This window comes from Chamaesiphon sp. VAR_48_metabat_403 (assembly GCF_031422475.1).
GTDB lineage: Bacteria > Cyanobacteriota > Cyanobacteriia > Cyanobacteriales > Chamaesiphonaceae > Chamaesiphon.
Genome location: NZ_JANPLS010000398.1, coordinates 1 through 18,809, shown reverse-complemented (window position 1 = coordinate 18,809; position 18,809 = coordinate 1). Strand labels below are relative to the sequence as shown.

The following is an 18,809-nucleotide window of genomic DNA, read 5'->3' as shown; positions in this document are numbered from 1 at the left end:
AAGGGGGGGTTGGGGGGGTAAGCCCATCGAAAACGAAGTCTATTCAACTTGTTACAGTAGCCTTAAAAGGGGGGCTAGGGGGGATCTACCCACTACAAACGGCGCAATTAGACGCATCCATTCATTTTCTAAGTTAGAAGGCAGAATTTAAACACAAACTGGAGCAGATCGAGATGAAAAGACTATTGACTATATTGGGAATTATTTCTACCGTTGGCACGATCGGCTGGGCATCGGAAGTTAGAGCCGAGCTAACTCTTTGCAATCGATTCGATCGACCAGTTTATCTGGCATTTTCTCATAAAAAAGCCGATCGACCTCAATTAGGTGCGATCGTTAAAGGATGGTGGTATGCCAAACCCGGACAGTGCCAAACAGTATATTCTAATAGTTTAAATAATCGTGAAAACTATAGCTATTATGCAATTAGCGATGATGGCAAGCAGAAATGGCAGGCAGAAAATACTAGTTCGGAAGTATGTATCAGCGATCGCGGATTCGATCTGACCAATGCCGAAGTGTCGGGCAAACAAGCTCAATGTACTGCCCCTAGCTATCCCGTTCGCTTTCAATCGATCGATACTAAAGATCGTCAAAATGTCACTTTCGATCTGAAAAATTAGAGATTGAATAGCAGATCCCCGACTTCTCGAAGAAGTCGGGGATCTAGTCATAAACTAAGGTTGATAATTGACACTAAAATACAATCCACTATCCTGGATATTATTACCGCGATCGCTTAAATTGACTAACGGTAAACCATAATCGACCCGCAGATTTAATCTCGGTAGCGGTTGCCAGATGACACCTAAACCTAACCCAGCAATAAAGTTTTGACGGGGGAGGGGATTGGGGTTGTCGCCCTGATTCCAAACCCAGCCAGCATCGACAAATGGAGCTATCGCGAGCGTTTGATTGCCAGCAGGATCTCGCCCGATGGTAATCCGATCTTCGAGGCTGAGTTTGACTCCATTATCCGCCGCGCGGGCATTTTGCCGAAAACCGCGTACCGATTGTCCGCCACCGATTGCAAACTGTTGGATAGGCAGGAGTGCATTGGGAGTAAGTTGTGCGTCTAATTGGGCGATTAATAATTGATCGGGGCTGAGTATTTGTACCCGTTGAACTTGTCCTTGCCAGCTAAAAAATCGCCCGTCTGGGGTGGGTTTATTATTAATTGTCGCGCCGAAAATTCCGACTCCAAAATTAAGTAAAGACCTCACTCCCCAAGCTCCACGAGGATCGCGTTTGACATAATCTTGACCGAATTTTAGAACTGTTGTCTGACTGACACCTTGTGCATCCGACCCGCCAATAAATGGTATCGGGGTATTACCCGTAGAGATTTCGTTTTTCTGGAGCGCGATGCCCCAGGAGAGGGCAAATTCTTCGCGGAGACTGCGGACAAAAGGTTGGCGGTAGCTGAGTTCGTAGAGTTGGGATCTACTCTTAAAATTGAGATTTTGAAATTGGGGGGTCGTAATCTGGCTGCTATTGGGGGCAATTCTGGCCTGTAAAGTGCCTTGCATCGGATTGAGGGGAATTTTGTACGAAAAGTCGTACAGATCCGAGCCGCCGGGGAGAGTGCGATTGTAGTTGATATCGATACTACCTAATTCGCCTGTAGGATCGCGATATTCGATCGAAGCACCCACGCGTTCGCTACCCACGCTCGGCGGGGAGTAGTTATCCGCCGTGAGATTGACAGAGAGGGGATTGGCTTCGGTAGTCCTAACCGTCAGAATACTTTTGCCGACACCACTACCAGCTTTGAGGCTGGCTTCAATATTCGAGACCAATGGGTCTGTGCGTAATAACCGCAGTTGGTCTTCTAATTTATTAACATTAAGCGGTGTCTTGGTAACTAATGCCAACCGCGATCGAATATATTCGGGTTTGAGTTTTTTTAGTCCTAAGATATTGATTTGTTCGACACTACCTTCGATCGCCTGGAAGGTAATTTTACCGCCATCGATCGGCGTGACGACAACAACTCTAGACGTGATTTCCCCCCGATCGAGATACAATTGGGTCAATCGATCGGCGATGGTTTTTAGTTCGGCAATTGTCTTAGTTTGACCGACTAATGGCTTGACGATCGCGCCCCAATTATTATCGGTAAGTACGGTACTGCCGATTACGTTAACTTCACTAATAACTACCGATTTACCATCATCTGGAGATCCTGGTTCGGAACTAGGTGTAATTGTCGGTTTTGGTGTAGAATCCGACGGTAAAGGTGCCGGAGTCGGACTGGTCTGCGGAAATCGATCGGTATTGGGATCTGTTGGTGTTTGGGCGAGTACTGGTAATGCCATTGTCGCAACTGTTGACGCTCCAAAAAGTATCGACCATAACCATAATAATTTCATTGGCACTATTCTCCGATCGGTAGTGTAATTAGCTTATCATTACACTAGCATTTCACAAATACCGATCCAAAAGATAATAATTACGATCGAACGAACAAAATGTGTCAATAAATCCTGTATTATTTAAAAAACTGGGAAAGTAATTTAGATTGGCTGTGGCACTCATGCTCCGGCTAAAGTTCGATCGGATGATGGGAAATGACGAGGATTCGTCAAAAATAGATCGTCGAGTGTCGTGTTCGATACTTAAATAAAACTCAACAATTGTTACACAGGAGTCTATCGATCGTGCGGTTATCAAATGTTAGGAGCGGCTTGAGACTGTCAGTATTTTTGTTATTACCGTGGCTGTCAACAATAAATGTTAACGCCAACGCCCAAATCGTCCCCGCCGCAGACGGGACGGGCACGACAACCCAGCAAAATAATAACCGGATCGATATTTCTGGAGGACAAACGGCTGCGGGTGGGGCTAACTTATTCCATAGCTTCAGTCAGTTTAATGTCAGTCCCAGTCAGATTGCCAACTTTATTTCCAACCCCAATATCCAAAATATTTTAGGGCGAGTGAATGGTGGCGATGCCTCATTTATTAATGGGATGTTGCAGGTAACTGGCGGGAATGCTAACTTGTTCTTGATGAATCCATCGGGGATTGTCTTTGGAGCTAATGCCAGCCTCAATTTACCTGCAAGTTTTACCGCAACTACAGCAACGGGAATTAACTTTGCGAACGGACAATTCAGTGCGCTCGGTAACAATAATTACACCAATCTTTTCGGTAACCCTAATGCTTTTGTATTTGGGCTAACCCAACCAGGTGCGATCGTCAATGGCGGTACATTAGCAGTAACTTCAGGGCAAAACATCGACCTGATCGGCGGTACGGTAATTAGTACTGGTACAGTCAAAGCACCGAATGGAAATATTAATATTGCCGCCGTACCGGGTTCGAGTATGGTACGCATCAGTCAGCCAGGAAACTTACTTAGTTTAGAAGTTCCGATTTCCGGTACGACTAATTTCACCCCAGTTTCATTACCGAGATTATTAACCGGGAGTGACGTACCGGGTGTAACGGTAGCAGGTAATAACGTCACCCTCAATCGCGGTAGCGTCCCGATAAATGCTGGCGATGTAAGTATCGATCGAATTAACGCAGGTACGGCGACAATTGCCGCAAGTAACAATCTCAATATTATTAGTAGTAATATCCAAACCACTGGCAATACTACCCTCCGCGCCCAAGATACAGTTGCTATTAAAGATAGCCAACAAGAGCCAGTCAAAATTGTCGTCGATGGAAAATTATTAATTCAAGGCGATCGATCCATCGATATTTTTGCCTTAAATAATCCTACTAGTAATATTAGTGCCAGCGGCAATCTAACATTGCGATCGAACACCACAGTCAGCGGCGATGCTTACTTTAATACAGGTGGCAATTTTAAGGTCGAACAGTTAGATGGTAATATAGGTAACCTATTTAGTCCCTACGATCCCATCATCCGCGCCAGCGGCGATGTTAGTTTTGGAGACTACACCGGAGCATCGTTACACATTATCGCTGGTGGTAGTGTTACTACTGGAAATATTACCATTACAAGTGCAGATAGCAGCACTAGCTTTAGATCGACTGGAAACATTCCGAATGGATTGGTGGAAAGCTTCACTTTAGCTGATGGCACTCCAGTAAGTATCAATGGTATTACTAATCGCACACTCGATATTCGAGCTGGAACTACAGCTTTTGGCACGCCAGATGTACTCAGTAACAATACTGCGTTTAATCCTACAACTACGGCAACCCCAACTGGTTCCGCAATTACGGTAGGGAATGTTAACTTTAGTGGATCTGCTAGCGATCGACCATTTGTATTGCTAACCAATCAATATTTCCCCAATGCTAGTTTAGTAGCAGGTGATATTAGAGTCGGCACGGTCAATACACTTGTTACTGTTCGATCCGCTAGTAATATAGTAGTTGCCAGTGGAGATATCACGATCGTCGGTAGAAATAATGTTAATGTCAGTCAGTTAGAGACAGGTTTTAATGACACCAATTTTACTGGAGCGACAAATACTGGAAATATTCTAGTTAGAGGTATTGGCGATATTACGGCGACGGGGTTAATTAGTACCAATAATGCCCTTGCAGCTACGACGGGGAGTGGTAATATTACGCTGACTAGTGCCAATGGTAAAGTTACGACTAATGGAGTAAGTACTGTAACTACTGATGCCAGCAATAATGGTAACGCTACCAATATTCGATCGGGCAATATTAATATTACTGCGGCTGGCGCGATCGATACAACCGGAGGAGTTTTAATCACTAGATCGCAAAGTAGTAACAGAAACTCAATCGCCCTAAGTAGTGGTGATATTACATTAACCAGTAATAGTGGCAATATTACGACTAATCGAGTAACAACTTCGAGTAGTAGCGATAACGCGACAAATACTCAATCTGGGAATATTAATATTACTACGGCTGGAGCGATCGACACGACCAGGGGGGATGTAGAAACTGGACTTGCAAGTAGCGATCCAAGTGCAACTACAAACATAAGACGTAGTGGTAATATTGTAATGACTAGTAGTAACAGTACTATTACGACTCAGCGAATCAGTACTAATATCAGTAGTGGCAACTCGGCTAGTCGATCGGGTGATATTAATATTACTGCTGCTGGGGCGATCGATACAACCAGGGGAGATGTTCTTAGTGATGTCTTTGTCTTGGTTCCTACTCTCAATCTTATTCCTCCTTTTGATGTTCCTCCTTTCGATGGAATTAGTGGTAACATCAGCTTGAACAGCACTACGAGCGGTGCGATTAACACCACAAAAGTTGTGACGAGTGGTGGATCGATCGACATTCGAGGTAAAGGTAATGTTAATATTCCGATATTAGCGGTTCAGGTAAACAGAAATGTCCCCAGCTCTTCCGGTAACATTACTGTCAATACGACTGGTGATATTGCCGCAGGATTGATTCTCAACCAAAATCTCAATGGGTCATCAGGTAATATTAGTTTGACTAGTACTAACAGTCAAATTACCGCGACCGATCGAATTAGCACTCAATTAGGAAATGTTAATTTTTTTAGTAATAATTTACGAGCTGTCAACCCAAATATTAATGTTACTGATAATTTCCGCGCTGGCGACGTAAATATTAACGCTGCTAATGCGATCGTTACCAGAGATATTCAAACTGGTTCTACTAGTCCTAATGCGAATCATACGGGCGGTAATATTGGTTTAATTAGTACTAATAGTTCGATCGAAACAGGCAATTTATCGACCGGAATTACTTCGCTTGGTAATGCGGGGACGGTAAGTGCTAACGCCAGAAATAACCTTACGAATGGCAATATTATCACCACGAGTAATGCTGGCAATGGTGGTAATGTGACCTTCGCTAGTGGTAACGATATTGTTGTTGGTTATATCGATACTAGTGCCAGACTAAATGGCGGACTCATCGATATTACCGCCCCTCGCTTCTTCCGGGCGACAGCTAGCACGAATGTGAATTTATCACCAACACCAACACCAGGCCCCTCGGCGGCTCCCAGTTTGGTTCCCGTGAGTATTTATAGTAATGGCAATACGGCGAGTGGGGCGATTACGATCCGACATGGTGGGAATGGAATTACGCCATTTGTTGTCGGGAATGCCACTACGAATGGCACCAATAGTGCGATCGTCAGTAGCAATAATAATCGGATCGATCCCCCACAATCTTTCTTAACGAGTTATACCCAAAATAATATTCAAATTATTACAGGTACTCAACCACGGCCACCACAACCACAACCAGAGTGCGATCCAGCAACAACATGTAAACCCACACCGCCAGTAGTAGACCCACCAAAAGAAATTGTCCGCAACAATCCAGATCCCAAGATACCCGATGCAATCATCGCTGAAAACTTCTCCGATCTGGAAACAATCAATACCGAAAATTCGCAAGAAATACTTCAGAAAATCGAGAAAAGTACTGGGATCAAACCCGCGCTGATTTATGCCGTTTTTGCACCACCTAATCTAGACTTAAATGTTGCCAAAGATATCAAGAATATTAGTAATTTAGCGCGAGATAGCTTCCAACTCGAACTAGTAATCGTGACACCTGGCGGATCGCCGATTCGCAAAACCATTCCGGTTACCCGTCAAAGACTACTTCAAGTTGTCAAGCAATTTCGGAACGATGTTACCAACAAGGATAAACCGACAGCATATCTGGCTAACGCACAGCAGTTGTACAAATGGTTTATCGCACCGATTGAAAACGACCTGAAACAGCAGAAAATTCAAAATCTCGTCTTTATCATGGATAATGGGTTGCGATCGATCCCCGTCGCCGCATTCCACGATGGTAAGCAGTTTCTCATCGAACGTTACAGCGTTGGTGCGATGCCTTCCATCAGCCTGACAGATACCCGCTACGTGGATATCCGCAAATCGCAAGTATTGGCAATGGGAGCCGAAAATATCCCCACCCAAACCCCATTACCTTCCGTACCAGTCGAATTATCGACGATCGCGGGGACGATCTGGAGTGGTAAATCTTTCCAAAACGAGCAATTTACCGCCAATAACATCATCGCTCAACGCAAACAACAACCATTTAGTATTCTCCATTTAGCGACACACGGCGAATTCCAAGCGGGTAAAATTCAGAATTCCTATATTCAATTATGGGACGAACGCTTACAGATCGATCGCTTGCACCAACTCAAGCTCAACGATTCGCCAGTCGAATTGATAGTATTAAGTGCCTGTAAGACGGCTGTCGGCGATGAAGATGCCGAACTCGGTTTTGCTGGGTTCGCCTATCGAGCGGGGGTTAAATCGGCAATGGGGAGCATCTGGTACGTTAGCGATGAAGGGACGCTGGGGTTGATGACGAGTTTCTATCGCAACCTCAAAACAGCACCGATTAAAGCAGAAGCTCTCCGCCAAGCTCAAGTCGCGATGCTCACAGGTAAGGTTCGGCTCCAAAGTGGTAAGCTCGTCACTGCTGGGGATAAAATCGATTTACCCGCTGGATTGGTAAAATTAGGCGATGTGAATTTAGCTCATCCATTCTACTGGGCGGGTTTTACGATCGTCGGTAATCCTTGGTAACCCACATTCCGCACTTCAAATAAATCAGCGACTGAAGTCGCCGCTAGTGATGCAAAGTCCGCCTGCGCGGACTGATTAACTAGTGCGCGCAGGCGGACTTTGCATCATGAGCCGAGACTTCCAGTCTCCAGGCATCTCTTATCCCGTTGGCGTAGCCTCTCCGTTAGGCGAAACTGACTTTATTTACTAGATTGGAAATGGATTTGGTAAATCTGGAAACACATCATGTACTGCTGGATGAACGATTTTACCCGATCGAATATTCATACCTTTAGCCAAATTGAGATCGAGCGTCAGCGCGTCTAAGCCGCGATCGGCTAATTTAATTATGTATGGCGCGGTACTATTATTTAAAGCTTGCGTTGCCGTCCAGGGAACGGCTCCTGGCATATTTGGCACGCCGTAATGAACGACACCCAACTCGGTATATACGGGACTGGTATGAGAAGTGGGGCGTAGCGTCTCGATGCAGCCCCCTTGATCGACGGCGACATCAATTATGACCGAACCCGGTTTCATCTGCCCGACTAAATCCCTAGAGACCAGGATCGGCGCACGTTTGCCGAGGATTAATACTGCCCCGATGACCAGATCCGCACTGCGGACGGACATTTCGATATTATTGGCATTGCTATAGAGATAAGTGACACGCGAACCGAAGATGGTTTCTAAATAGCTCAATCGATCGACATTCACATCTAAAATCGTTACCTGCGCGCCCATACCGACTGCCATGCGTGCGGCTTCCGTACCCACGATTCCCCCTCCGAGGATGGTAACTTTTCCAGGTTGTACGCCCGGTACGCCGCCGAGGAGGACACCACTACCCCCCTGTTGTTTCTCTAGATATCTCGCCCCAAATTGTACCGATAATCTCCCTGCGATGATGCTCATCGGTGCGAGTAGCGGGAGTTTTCCATCGGGTAACTCTACTGTCTCATACGCGATCGCGCTAACACCAGTATCGATTAGTTGCTCGGTAAGATGGCGATTGGCGGCGAGGTGGAGATAGGTAAACAGAATTTGGTTTTTTTGGAGGTATGAATATTCTGTCGAGAGGGGTTCTTTAACTTTGACAACCATTTCTCGATCCCAAGCTGCATCGGCGGTGGAGACGATTTTGGCTCCAGCTTGGATATATTCGGTGTCTGTAAAACTAGAACCTGCTCCGGCATCAGTTTCGAGGTATACTTGATGTCCCCGATCGGTTAATGTCCGAACGATACTCGGAGTCAATCCGACTCGAAATTCTTGGTCTTTGGTTTCTCTTGGAATGCCAATATCCATATTTTATGCTTGTGGTTGTCATCGCACTTACTATCATAATAGAGACAGTGCGGGTTTGAGAAAGAGTCTTAGGCTACCGATGAGGAGTAAGGAGTAAGAAGTAATAATTTTAGGTGTGCAATTACTTCTAAAGCCAAACTCTTTTCCCTAGCCCCTAAAGCCTAAAGCCTAGAGCCTAAAGCCTAACACCTAAAGCCTAATACCTAACACCTACCGTGAAGTACTATTTACCAGGAATTATTGAAGGCTATTCGCAGGGTTGTTTTTTGATGGAGGATGATGAAGATAGCGGTCTTCAGTGGTATTCTAGCAACGAACATGCGCTGATTCCGCTGGACGATCGGTTTCGGTATCCGACATCTTTGCGACGGGTTATCAATCAAAACCGCTTTACTGTTAAGATTAATGGGGATTTTCGATCGGTTGTTAAAGGTTGTGCCGATCGAGATACAACTTGGATCTCTACCGAACTTGAGGATATTTACTGGGAATTATGCCAAGCTGGTTGGGCGTATAGTTTTGAAACTTGGCAAGGTACCGAATTAGCAGGTGGAATTTTAGGGTTGGCGATTGGGAGTGCGTTTATTGGCGAGTCGATGTTTTTTAACATTCCCGAAGGCTCGAAGGTGGCGATGGTAAAACTTGTCGAGCATCTGCGCCAGCGGAAATTTACGCTATTCGATGCCCAAATGACTAATCCTCACCTGGAACGTTTCGGCTCGTACACGATCGAGTCTCAAGCATATCAGGATTTACTTGCCAGCGCGATCGGTCGGGATTGTAAGTTCGATCTTTAGCGGGGAGCGGGGAGTAAGGAGTAAGAAGTAAATATTTAATTGCTTGTAAATCGATTGAGATTCGCGTGCCGTCTTAGAGGATGTTTGAAAAGTCTAATTGCTCCGTTCATGGTGGGTAAATCCCCCTAAATCCCCCTTAGAAAGGGGGACTTTCGATCCGGTTCCCCCCTTTCTAAGGGGGGCTAGGGGGGATTTCTAGGGTTTGCGAGTGCTAATCTATACTTTTCAAACATCCTCTTAGGCGCGCAAGCTTCGATAAAAAATAGGTAGGGGTAATTCATGAATTACCCCTACCTATTTTTACACCTACCCGATTTTTCGAGACTGAGATAATTAGCCAGCGCGAAGTTGTTGACGATGGCGGAAATGGAGTAATAAACTCACCTTACCGAGTAAATCGTCGATCGATGCGGGTTTGCTAAGGATATCGTCAGCACCAAATTCTAATCCCAGCACGGCTTGAGCGCGATCGAGGGCGGTAAATAGTAAGATTGGTGTCATATCCCAAATTGAATTACTACGAATCCGCCTCGTCATCTCAAACCCATCGATTTGGGGCATATTAACATCGAGAATAATTAGATCCGGCGGTAGCAGGTTCATAATTTGTAAAGCAATCGATCCTTCGGTATACGCGATTGTCTCATATCCGGCTGAGGAGAGAATTGCATCGGTAATCGATAGAATTTCTGGAGAATCATCAACGATTAGAATTCGATTGGTGTCTAATCTGCCACCTGCGATCGCTGGTTTCATTTGTCAAATTTTTTTTAATAAGAGGAATAACAGCTAATATATTTCAACATAGTAACCGATTTGTTTCCCTCTCTAATGGGTCGGATTTCCGACCGACATTTAACTGACTAGTTCCAACCCGCGCCGATATAGTTCTCGTGCGTACTCAGTCCAAGTCCCTTGTCCCCAATAGCGAAAACAGCTAGTCTGCACTAACAAATTGTAGAGCAAAGCTGCTTGATAATCCGATCGAGTGGTAACTTTTGGATCGGCTGCGACTAGTGCATCGAACTTTTGATGAAATAGCGCACTCAATTGATACATCGGCTCTAGGACATTATCATATCCCTGAACCCAACTGAGATTATCCGTCCAGGAGGCACCATCCATGTGGAATTTATGGTCGGTTTTTTTCAGTGCTTCGATCGCATTTTCTACCGATTTTGTGTCAGCCTGTTCGGGGTTTACTAGCTGCCAAATTTTGTGCTGTTGTACGCTCTGACAAACTGGATAATCTGCTTCAGTAATGCCGATACTGGCGAGTAGTTCTAAATATTCAGTCCCATTACAGCCGACAACTCCATTACTTTGACCTTTAATTTCGTGCCACGGGCGAGGAAAATCGCGGGGAAATTCATTCATCATCACGCCACCATTTTCACCATCAGCAATTTGGGTAACCAAACATGGAATCGATTTTCCGGCTAGTTGCTGTTTACCTCGGCTTTTGGCTTCATAATAGGGCTGCATCTGAGCGACTAATTTAGTATCCGAGCCTTGGGTTTTAATTAATGCCGTAATACTGACCGTTTGTCCCTGAGAATTTCGCGCCACTAGGCGATTGGGTAAATATTTATTATCTTGAGATAGACTGACCCCATCGAGCTGTTCGACGGAATGTTCCTGTACCATCAACCACCGATAACCGCATTCCTTGAGAGCCTTAATGTATTCGTACAACACATCGGGATGATTGGGTAAATGCATTTCTGGGGGCGAGAAACCTTTCACCCGTTGAAGTGCTTCGATCCCGAAAATTGCCGCAAAATGATGTTGCCATGCCTGAATCTGCAACTTAATATCGGGGGTCGGCGTTGAAGGTACCACAGCATGGCTCCACATCGTCCCCAGCCACTCGACATGCGGCTGATACTGTCGATCGCATGTAATCTGTTTCAGGTGGTCTAGCACGTCATTTCGCCCCATCTGCTGCAATCCCCACAACAGGTTGCCAGAATAGTCCAACATGATGCGTGGGTTGCAACCAGCAGCGACTAAATCGGGGATAAATTCACCCATTCGCTCATAGCACCAGGCAAATACACCTGCATTATGATTATCGCCTTCGCCTTGATGCTCGAACATATATTGCAAATGTCCGATAAGTTTCCCCTCTGCGCCAGCCGGAATGGTGGGTTGGTGCATGTGTAGCGCGCACGCAAACCCCGCAGTCATTTCGCCTAAGTGCAAATTACTAGTCGGGAGAAAAACTAATTCGTCCCGATTGACAGCAGCACTAATCTCAGCTTCGCGACCGCAGATACTAGGAACTTCAGAGCCGATTTGGGCTGACTCGGAGGTGGAGGATGGCGTAGAAATCATGATGAGCTAATAATCTGACGATTTCTTTAGAATAACAAGCTACATCTTGCTAAACTAGATTGCTAGTCAGAAACTTAACTTTTGATGCCTTAATTATGGAAGTTCGAGCTGAGTATCCACAAGATCTAGCTGCCATTCCCCATGTCAATTTTGCAGCATCTGGACGAGCTTTCGATCGTGGTTTTTAAAAATAAAACTGCTACAACCCGCATTCTATCGTCAATACTCTGAGGGAGATCGACTCATACCAATTTAAAATGTGAATACCTACCTATTTTCTAATTCAACAACATACCAGCTCGTTGCTGGACACGCGATCGATACCGCAATCCTGTTAAAATTTCTGCAACTTACTTATCAAGAAATATCACCTCAACAACAAGATTATCGACATCTTCAATCTACAGTCGATCGATATTTGAGTGTTGAGACTCCGTTATGGTTTGTCACTAACGATAAAATCAAAGTTGCCTGTCTGTGGCTGGGCATCGCCATCGACCAAACTAGTGGCATTCGTCATCCAAATATTTTCTTAGTATATGTCGAGCCACCCTATCGTCGGCAAGGGATCGGCAGAGCCTTAATAGAATACGCTCATACTTGGGCGAAGACTCAAGGATACACTCAAATCGGGTTGCAGGTATTTACAAACAATCAACCTGCGATCGATTTATATCAGCAGTTAGGTTATCGAGATCGATCGATTTCGATGATGCGAGAACTTTAGGAGCGGGGAGCCGGGGAGCGGGGAGCGGGGGGACTGGGGGACTGGGGGACTGGGAGACTGGGAGATGGCTAGAGATAATCCAAAATCCAAAATCCAAAATCTAGTTGATTTGGCTGGAATGGATCGATCTCATCGGGAATTGTTAATGTAGAAGAGGTAGTTATTATCGATCGCAACCAAACTAAGTAGGCACGATGAAAGAGATTATTAGCGAAATTAAATCCCAGATCTGGATTCTCGGTAGCATCGTCGGGTTGATGTGGCTGGTAGAAGTTCTCGATGTGTCTGTCTTTAATTACCAACTCGACACTTGGGGCATTTTACCCCGTCAGGCGATCGGATTGCGCGGCATTCTATTTGCACCATTTTTACATGGCAACTACGCCCACCTAAGTGCCAACAGCGTTCCGTTTCTGATTCTCGGTTGGCTGATTATGTCTCAAAGTATCGCCAACTTTGTTATCGTCTCAATTATCTGTATGTTTGTTGGTGGCTTTGGTACCTGGTTATTTGGCGCAACCGCTTTACATATCGGTGCTAGTGGAGTGGTGTTTGGTTATCTCGGTTATCTCCTCGCGCTGTATTTTTTCGATCGTCGCCTGAGTTCTGGGCTGATTGCGCTTTTTGTCGGTTGTAGCTACGGTAGCGTGCTGTGGGGCATCTTGCCCTCCTTACCAGGAATTTCTTGGGAAGGACATCTGTTTGGATTATTAAGCGGGATCTTGGCTGCTAAATTAGTTCCAAAAAGTTAATTTCAAATCGATTCAGGGAAAGTTCGTTAATTTAGCTAGTAAATTTCATACAAAAGTCCGATCTAATTCGATCGCAATTCATCGACAATGAGTTGAGGCAAGCCAACAGATCTCATATTATTGTTGTTGCATTACCCCAAAATCTTTTGTATGCATTTCCTAGAACCAGAAGAAGAAGATTATTTATTCTGCCCCTCCTTCGATTGGGACGACTTGTTTACAGAGGAGACTTTTGGCGATCGGCTGCGACTTTTTTACAATCAGTTTAATTGCAGTACCCGTGCCTTGCTCGATGCTTCCCTGTTTCGAGAAATCGAACTAAATTCGATCGTCGTCGGTCTAGAAATTTTGTGTGAAAATCACATTATTTACAAACGAACGATCCAAAAATACCAAAAAATTGGTAACGAAATTCGGTGGATTTGGCCAGAGACAGTGACCAAGTTTGAGATTCTCGTGCCTAGAAACTCCGTCCACGGCATTTTCCACCCCGATCGCTGCGGACGGGTATTCGAGCTGCGATCTTAATTCACTCCCAAATTTGCCACCTACCAGATCGGATATCTACCCGATCGCGAGTCGCGCTCCCGCCTAAAATAAAGGTAGTAAGGGTAGTGATGAAATATTGGCTATGGATAACAACAACTGGCTGCAACAAATTTTAACCATCGGTTTAGGTACGACTTCATTGGTTGCCGATCGCGTCAAGGAAGTTAGCGAACAGTGGGTCAAAGAAGGTAAAATTAATCCCGACCAAGCAAAATCATTTGTCGATGACCTGATGGGGCAGATGAAGCTAGATCCAGCTAACTTTGAACTTCAGATGCAGCGCATGATTCGCAATACCATGCAGGATCTGGGCGTACCGCGTCAGAACGAAATGGACGAACTACGCGGACGGATCGACAGGCTCGAACGTCAAGTCCGAGAGTTGGAGAATAAACTCTGGAAATAGCAGTACCTCGCTGGAAACCCCTATTCCCTAATATTTCAAGATTTTAACTTATGGCACCATTGCCTATAGCCACTCACCGCTGATGACTATAATCAAGTAGTGGTTAAAATCAAATTGAGTCTCATGCAAGAAATTTTAGTCAGCTTAGGATTGATGCTCGGATGCGGTGTCTTAATTCTAATCTTTCAGTTTGCGGTGGGGACACCAGATGCAAATGCCAACGCCATCCTCAACCCGCCGACGATTGCTACCGTCAGCCAATCTACATCTGCACCCTCTAATTCAATTGCTATGGATAGTAAAGAAAATCAAGTAACAACAGCTTCGGGACTAAAATACGTCGAAATTACCGAAGGTACTGGCGAACTCCCCGCCAAAGGGCAAACGATCTCAGTTCATTACACTGGTACCCTGGAGAACGGTCAGAAATTTGACAGTTCTCGCGATCGCAACTCCGCCTTCGAGTTTCAAATTGGCGAGGGACAAGTCATCAAAGGTTGGGACGAAGGACTCAGCACCATGAAAGTTGGCGGTCGTCGCAAGCTGATTATTCCCGCCGAATTAGGTTATGGCGCGCGCGGTGCTGGCGGTGCGATCCCCCCTAATGCTACTCTGATCTTTGATGTCGAATTACTCAAGATTAAAGGCTAAGTTTCGATTCGCCAGCGGCGACGCAATGCGAACGGTTGGAAATCGATTTTGCGATTCCAACCGCCAAGTACCCAATCTAAATTTGGGAACATCGCCGACTTAATGATGGTCATGGAAAGAGAGGATGCTCGCACAACCATATTCACCATGAGTCAATCACTTTCCCTATCTTGGTCCCAGCTTGAGGAAAACCTCCCTCGAACCAGAGTGCAAGTAGCTAAATTAGATAAATTACCGAATAATGAGCTGATTTTGCTCGCTCAGTCTGGGTTACGCGCAGATCGAGCCGCTCTAGCCGAACTAATGCGTCGGCATCAGTCTCACGTCGATCGGATCTTGTACCACTTGGCTCCAGATTGGCAAGATCGAGCGGATCTAGCTCAGGAAGTGTGGATTCGGGTCTACAAAAATATCAAAAGTCTCAATGAGCCAGAAAAATTTCGTGGCTGGCTGAGTCGGATTGCTACCAACCTGTTTTACGACGAACTCCGCAAACGCAAGCGGGTAGCTCCACCATTATCGCTAGACGCACCGATTAACGTTGGCGATGGGACGATCGAATGGGATATCGCATCCGATACTCCCAATCCCTCAGAACATCTCAGTACGGTCGAATTTTACGACCAATTGAAAGCGGCGATCGCCAATTTACCCGCCGCTTTTCGGACGACGATCGTCCTCCGCGAAATCGAAGGACTCTCCTACGAAGAGATTGCAGATGTAACTGGAGTCTCGATCGGGACTGTCAAATCACGCATTGCTAGAGCCAGAGCGGGATTACAATCGCAGTTAACTGGTTATTTTGAATCGTAACTAAGTTCCCAAAATTGGGAATATTAGCAATATATTTATATTTAGCTTGCTAAAATTAAAAAGTATTTGAAGTTGAGACACACACAGGAGAATTGAGGTTCGGAACATGACAGACAACTTCGATGGGGAGCGATCTGGGGACGTTTTAGACGAACGGTTTGAGTTGCTCAGTGCCTATCTAGATGGAGAGGTGACAGCAAGCGAACGCAAGCAAGTAGAAGCTTTGCTGGCAACCGATCGCGCCTTTCAACACCAGTATCGCCAAATGCAGCATATCCACCAGGCTATTCCCCGGATGGCGGTACCCAGCAGCCAATCGGCGGCGGCTCTATCCACAGGGGTATTTGCCAAACTCGATCGCCAGCGCAATCGTAAATTTGCCTGGATCGGTGGCGGGACACTGGCTGCAACGTTTTTAGCAGCACTGACTAGCCTGACTGGTATATTTGGCGATAACGGCCCACAACTCCAATTTGCGGTCAATAAAGCCAATACGCCCGCACCATTAATGCTGGCACTCAACGATCCGATCTTGGCGATGCCAGACAAAAGCGAGCAAGTAATCGAGCTACCAATGTCTTCGCCAGAAGTTAACGCCGATTAATTTCCATCTGAACTAATGTTAAAAAATCCTGGTAGGGGCAATTCATGAATTGCCCCTACCAGGATTTTTGCAGGGATTGAAAATATCTAACCGAGCTGTCTACATCAAAATTTTGGCTAACTTAATGCCGCAAACCGCGCTAATCATTCCACAAACTAAGCCATTTACCAGAATTGAAATACCCCAGGCGATGTGAGCGAAAGTAGTAAAATCACCACCAGCCGATCTAAACGTGCCATTTGCCAGTAACAATAGTTGCCATCCCAGCCAACAAAAGAGCAAAATCGAACAGACACCAAGGATACCGCCCACTACCGCACTCCCAAAGCCTGCAACCCAAGCATGAGATCGATCGAATTTGCCACCCTCTTGCATTAACCGATAGCGAACTAACATTAACATTCCTGCTAAAGTAGCACCCGCAACCGCTCCACTCGGTGCCACGATCGAATAGCGTAGATAAGATAATATGTAAAAAGGTAAAGCTCCCAACCAGCCATATTCGGAGGTTACGGGTACTTGGGTAAAGTCAATCAGATCTGCCCAAGAGCCAATCCAAGTCACTAAGAATGGAGCCGCTAGCTTACCAAACAGCACGGTACTAATAGCGACAATAAAAGAACCAGCCAGAGAGCAACCGATCGTGATGAATAAAGACCAAGCCGATCGGGTTTTCCATGTGACGATCGCCCCAGAAATAATGCCAGGAGCGAGGATGATACTTAGATAAAGGAGGTGGATTAATTGAACTTGCAGCATAGGAGACGATAGCAAAGTCTAGATCGCTATTAGCAGTTATAGTAGTAAATATTACTAACAGCCTCAGTATATTCCGCAAATATGTGAATTGGTGTGAGTTCGGGCACCGCCTGGGGATTTAGCCCGCACTTCAGTCGCGGGTGGGTGATGAACAAAAGCTAATCAATCGGCTCCCAAATCTCTAGCTGTCTAGATGCAGCCACAAACCCGTTGAGAAATTTTGGTGGATAGATAAATCTATCGTAGGCTAATGCCATTTGTCTGGCAGCTTCAGCGGGGGGAATCCGCCCGATCCCCGTTCCCAATCCCGGACACGCGATCGTGGTAATCTGGCGATCGCAATAGCGATTGTGTTGTCTGACGGCTAATAGCATCGCCCACATCGCCACGTATGGGATGTCGGTACCGACAATCGGCATCGGTACGCGCATCGTTGGGGTATGCGCCAACCAGGGATGTTGGGGGTGTCCGGTTGCGACGATAATTGAGGTACCCACCGATTGTTCGCCTAAATAGTCATCGAGGATCTGTTGTTGAACTCGTTCCATTAGGGATTTGCCAAAAAACTTGGTAATGGCGGCATCTACGCCACCATCCATCATCCCAAAAGAATTACCAGGACTGACCAGACAATCATAGCTAGCTAATTGCTCGAAGCCACAGTTAGCGACTCCTACGTTTGGTAGGTAAGCAAAGCATTCTTGAAAGGCTGTGGCGAGGGCGTAATTAGGATCGACAAGGATAAGTTTGATGGTTGAGTCATGCATATGCGATCGAACTTAACAAGCTCGATCGGATTTGTCAAACAGATCTCAATGCTTATTGGCTAAGTTAGCTGCAATCAAAAATCGCCCCCTAACTAGTAAGGAGCGATGTTTAATTTACGATTCAAATACAACGCTTGAATCTTTAGGAAGTCTATCCATTATTTGGTACGGGACTGACGGGGCTCGAACCCGCGACCTCGCGCGTGACAGGCGCGCGCTCTAACCAACTGAGCTACAGTCCCATTTAATCAACAGATCTCATTATGCACTGTTTTCGCCTGGGTGTCAACTGGTTGGCGGAAAGTTTTTTACGGGAACTGGGGGCACGGGGGGACAGGGAGATGGGAGAACTAGGGGAAGTCGATGGGCTTTTAATCCCCTATCCCCTATCCCCTATCCCCTACTTAGTCCACTCAGTGTGGAACGCGCCTGGTTTATCGGTACGTTCGTAAGTATGGGCACCGAAGTAGTCCCGTTGAGCTTGAGTGAGGTTCTGGGGCAGATTGGCACGACGATAGCTATCGAAGTAATCTAGCGACGCACTAAAAGCGGGGACGGGAATGCCCAGTTTAGCTGCTTGAGAAATAACTTCGCGCCATGCGGCTTGACGATCGAGAATAGTCTGTTTGAATTCTGGAGCTAGGAGCAGATTGGCTAAATTTGGTTCGGCTTTGAAGGCATCCTTAATTTTATTGAGGAATCCAGCCCGAATAATGCACCCACATTTCCAAATCCGAGCAGTTTCGCTCAGATTGAGATCGTACTTATAAGCATCCGAAGCTGCGCCGAGTAGTGCCATCCCCTGAGCATAGGAACAGATTTTCGAGCAATACAGTGCGTCACGTACCT

At 45.9% G+C, this 18,809-nt stretch carries 17 protein-coding genes, 1 tRNA gene and 1 pseudogene; 11 read left to right on the top strand and 8 right to left on the bottom strand.

Features of this window, described 5'->3' with window-relative positions:
• Positions 1-173: 173 nt before the first annotated feature.
• A complete protein-coding gene (locus tag RMO79_RS18795) occupies positions 174-623 on the top strand; it encodes a DUF1036 domain-containing protein (RefSeq protein WP_310484768.1) in 450 nt (149 codons plus the stop codon).
• Between the two features lie 54 nt (positions 624-677).
• Here RMO79_RS18795 and RMO79_RS18790 read toward each other — a convergent pair whose 3' ends face one another.
• Positions 678-2,372 carry a ShlB/FhaC/HecB family hemolysin secretion/activation protein gene (locus tag RMO79_RS18790; RefSeq protein WP_310484767.1) on the bottom strand — a complete coding sequence of 565 codons (1,695 nt, stop codon included), beginning with the start codon at positions 2,370-2,372 and terminating at the stop codon, positions 678-680.
• 288 nt (positions 2,373-2,660) lie between these two features.
• On the opposite strand from RMO79_RS18790, the gene RMO79_RS18785 reads away from it, so the two are divergent.
• Complete coding sequence (locus RMO79_RS18785; RefSeq protein WP_310484766.1) at positions 2,661-7,511, top strand: CHAT domain-containing protein; 4,851 nt, start codon at positions 2,661-2,663, stop codon at positions 7,509-7,511.
• A 186-nt stretch (positions 7,512-7,697) separates the two neighbouring features.
• Here RMO79_RS18785 and ald read toward each other — a convergent pair whose 3' ends face one another.
• Positions 7,698-8,798, bottom strand: a complete 1,101-nt coding sequence (gene ald, locus RMO79_RS18780; RefSeq protein ID WP_310484765.1) for an alanine dehydrogenase — start codon at positions 8,796-8,798, stop codon at positions 7,698-7,700.
• 215 nt (positions 8,799-9,013) lie between these two features.
• Between ald and aat the strand changes: the two genes are divergently transcribed.
• Positions 9,014-9,595: a leucyl/phenylalanyl-tRNA--protein transferase gene (aat, locus tag RMO79_RS18775; RefSeq protein ID WP_310484764.1), complete on the top strand. Its 582-nt coding sequence runs from the start codon at positions 9,014-9,016 to the stop codon at positions 9,593-9,595.
• A gap of 333 nt (positions 9,596-9,928) precedes the next feature.
• Here aat and RMO79_RS18770 read toward each other — a convergent pair whose 3' ends face one another.
• Together RMO79_RS18770 and RMO79_RS18765 are read right to left on the bottom strand one after the other, a co-directional pair.
• On the bottom strand, positions 9,929-10,351 hold the full coding sequence (locus RMO79_RS18770; RefSeq protein WP_310484763.1) for a response regulator: 423 nt from the start codon (positions 10,349-10,351) through the stop codon (positions 9,929-9,931).
• Between the two features lie 99 nt (positions 10,352-10,450).
• Positions 10,451-11,932, bottom strand: coding sequence for a glycosyl hydrolase family 57 (locus RMO79_RS18765; RefSeq protein WP_310484762.1), 1,482 nt, complete (start codon positions 11,930-11,932; stop codon positions 10,451-10,453).
• 59 nt (positions 11,933-11,991) lie between these two features.
• Between RMO79_RS18765 and RMO79_RS18760 the strand changes: the two genes are divergently transcribed.
• From RMO79_RS18760 to RMO79_RS18725, 8 genes are all read left to right on the top strand, one after another.
• Positions 11,992-12,120: a hypothetical protein gene (locus RMO79_RS18760; protein ID WP_310484761.1), complete on the top strand. Its 129-nt coding sequence runs from the start codon at positions 11,992-11,994 to the stop codon at positions 12,118-12,120.
• Between the two features lie 71 nt (positions 12,121-12,191).
• Entirely contained in the window at positions 12,192-12,659 is a 468-nt protein-coding gene (locus RMO79_RS18755; RefSeq protein ID WP_310484760.1) for a GNAT family N-acetyltransferase, read from the top strand.
• A 194-nt stretch (positions 12,660-12,853) separates the two neighbouring features.
• Positions 12,854-13,411 carry a rhomboid family intramembrane serine protease gene (locus RMO79_RS18750; protein WP_310484759.1) on the top strand — a complete coding sequence of 186 codons (558 nt, stop codon included), beginning with the start codon at positions 12,854-12,856 and terminating at the stop codon, positions 13,409-13,411.
• A gap of 150 nt (positions 13,412-13,561) precedes the next feature.
• Complete coding sequence (locus tag RMO79_RS18745; protein WP_310484758.1) at positions 13,562-13,939, top strand: hypothetical protein; 378 nt, start codon at positions 13,562-13,564, stop codon at positions 13,937-13,939.
• 103 nt (positions 13,940-14,042) lie between these two features.
• Entirely contained in the window at positions 14,043-14,366 is a 324-nt protein-coding gene (locus RMO79_RS18740; protein ID WP_310484757.1) for a phasin family protein, read from the top strand.
• Positions 14,367-14,489: 123 nt separating this feature from the next.
• Complete coding sequence (locus tag RMO79_RS18735; RefSeq protein ID WP_310484756.1) at positions 14,490-15,017, top strand: FKBP-type peptidyl-prolyl cis-trans isomerase; 528 nt, start codon at positions 14,490-14,492, stop codon at positions 15,015-15,017.
• Positions 15,018-15,164: 147 nt separating this feature from the next.
• Complete coding sequence (locus tag RMO79_RS18730) at positions 15,165-15,830, top strand: sigma-70 family RNA polymerase sigma factor (protein ID WP_310484755.1); 666 nt, start codon at positions 15,165-15,167, stop codon at positions 15,828-15,830.
• A gap of 106 nt (positions 15,831-15,936) precedes the next feature.
• Positions 15,937-16,434: a zf-HC2 domain-containing protein gene (locus RMO79_RS18725; RefSeq protein WP_310484754.1), complete on the top strand. Its 498-nt coding sequence runs from the start codon at positions 15,937-15,939 to the stop codon at positions 16,432-16,434.
• 99 nt (positions 16,435-16,533) lie between these two features.
• Here RMO79_RS18725 and RMO79_RS18720 read toward each other — a convergent pair whose 3' ends face one another.
• The 4 genes and pseudogenes from RMO79_RS18720 to RMO79_RS18705 all read right to left on the bottom strand — a co-directional run.
• Positions 16,534-17,193, bottom strand: coding sequence for a hypothetical protein (locus tag RMO79_RS18720; protein ID WP_310484753.1), 660 nt, complete (start codon positions 17,191-17,193; stop codon positions 16,534-16,536).
• Positions 17,194-17,351: 158 nt separating this feature from the next.
• Positions 17,352-17,960, bottom strand: a complete 609-nt coding sequence (locus tag RMO79_RS18715) for a macro domain-containing protein (RefSeq protein WP_310484752.1) — start codon at positions 17,958-17,960, stop codon at positions 17,352-17,354.
• 168 nt (positions 17,961-18,128) lie between these two features.
• A tRNA-Asp gene (locus tag RMO79_RS18710) sits at positions 18,129-18,202 on the bottom strand.
• A gap of 158 nt (positions 18,203-18,360) precedes the next feature.
• A pseudogene (locus tag RMO79_RS18705) lies at positions 18,361-18,809 on the bottom strand (NADP-dependent phosphogluconate dehydrogenase); the annotation flags it as partial.

Coding starts and splice junctions, on each gene's coding strand:
- RMO79_RS18795 (WP_310484768.1), top strand. CDS start 174: ATGAAAAGACTATTGACTATATTGGGAATTATTTCTACCGTTGGCACG.
- RMO79_RS18790 (WP_310484767.1), bottom strand. CDS start 2,372: ATGAAATTATTATGGTTATGGTCGATACTTTTTGGAGCGTCAACAGTT.
- ald (WP_310484765.1), bottom strand. CDS start 8,798: ATGGATATTGGCATTCCAAGAGAAACCAAAGACCAAGAATTTCGAGTC.
- RMO79_RS18770 (WP_310484763.1), bottom strand. CDS start 10,351: ATGAAACCAGCGATCGCAGGTGGCAGATTAGACACCAATCGAATTCTA.
- RMO79_RS18765 (WP_310484762.1), bottom strand. CDS start 11,932: ATGATTTCTACGCCATCCTCCACCTCCGAGTCAGCCCAAATCGGCTCT.
- RMO79_RS18750 (WP_310484759.1), top strand. CDS start 12,854: ATGAAAGAGATTATTAGCGAAATTAAATCCCAGATCTGGATTCTCGGT.
- RMO79_RS18745 (WP_310484758.1), top strand. CDS start 13,562: ATGCATTTCCTAGAACCAGAAGAAGAAGATTATTTATTCTGCCCCTCC.
- RMO79_RS18740 (WP_310484757.1), top strand. CDS start 14,043: ATGGATAACAACAACTGGCTGCAACAAATTTTAACCATCGGTTTAGGT.
- RMO79_RS18735 (WP_310484756.1), top strand. CDS start 14,490: ATGCAAGAAATTTTAGTCAGCTTAGGATTGATGCTCGGATGCGGTGTC.
- RMO79_RS18730 (WP_310484755.1), top strand. CDS start 15,165: ATGAGTCAATCACTTTCCCTATCTTGGTCCCAGCTTGAGGAAAACCTC.
- RMO79_RS18725 (WP_310484754.1), top strand. CDS start 15,937: ATGACAGACAACTTCGATGGGGAGCGATCTGGGGACGTTTTAGACGAA.
- RMO79_RS18720 (WP_310484753.1), bottom strand. CDS start 17,193: ATGCTGCAAGTTCAATTAATCCACCTCCTTTATCTAAGTATCATCCTC.
- RMO79_RS18715 (WP_310484752.1), bottom strand. CDS start 17,960: ATGCATGACTCAACCATCAAACTTATCCTTGTCGATCCTAATTACGCC.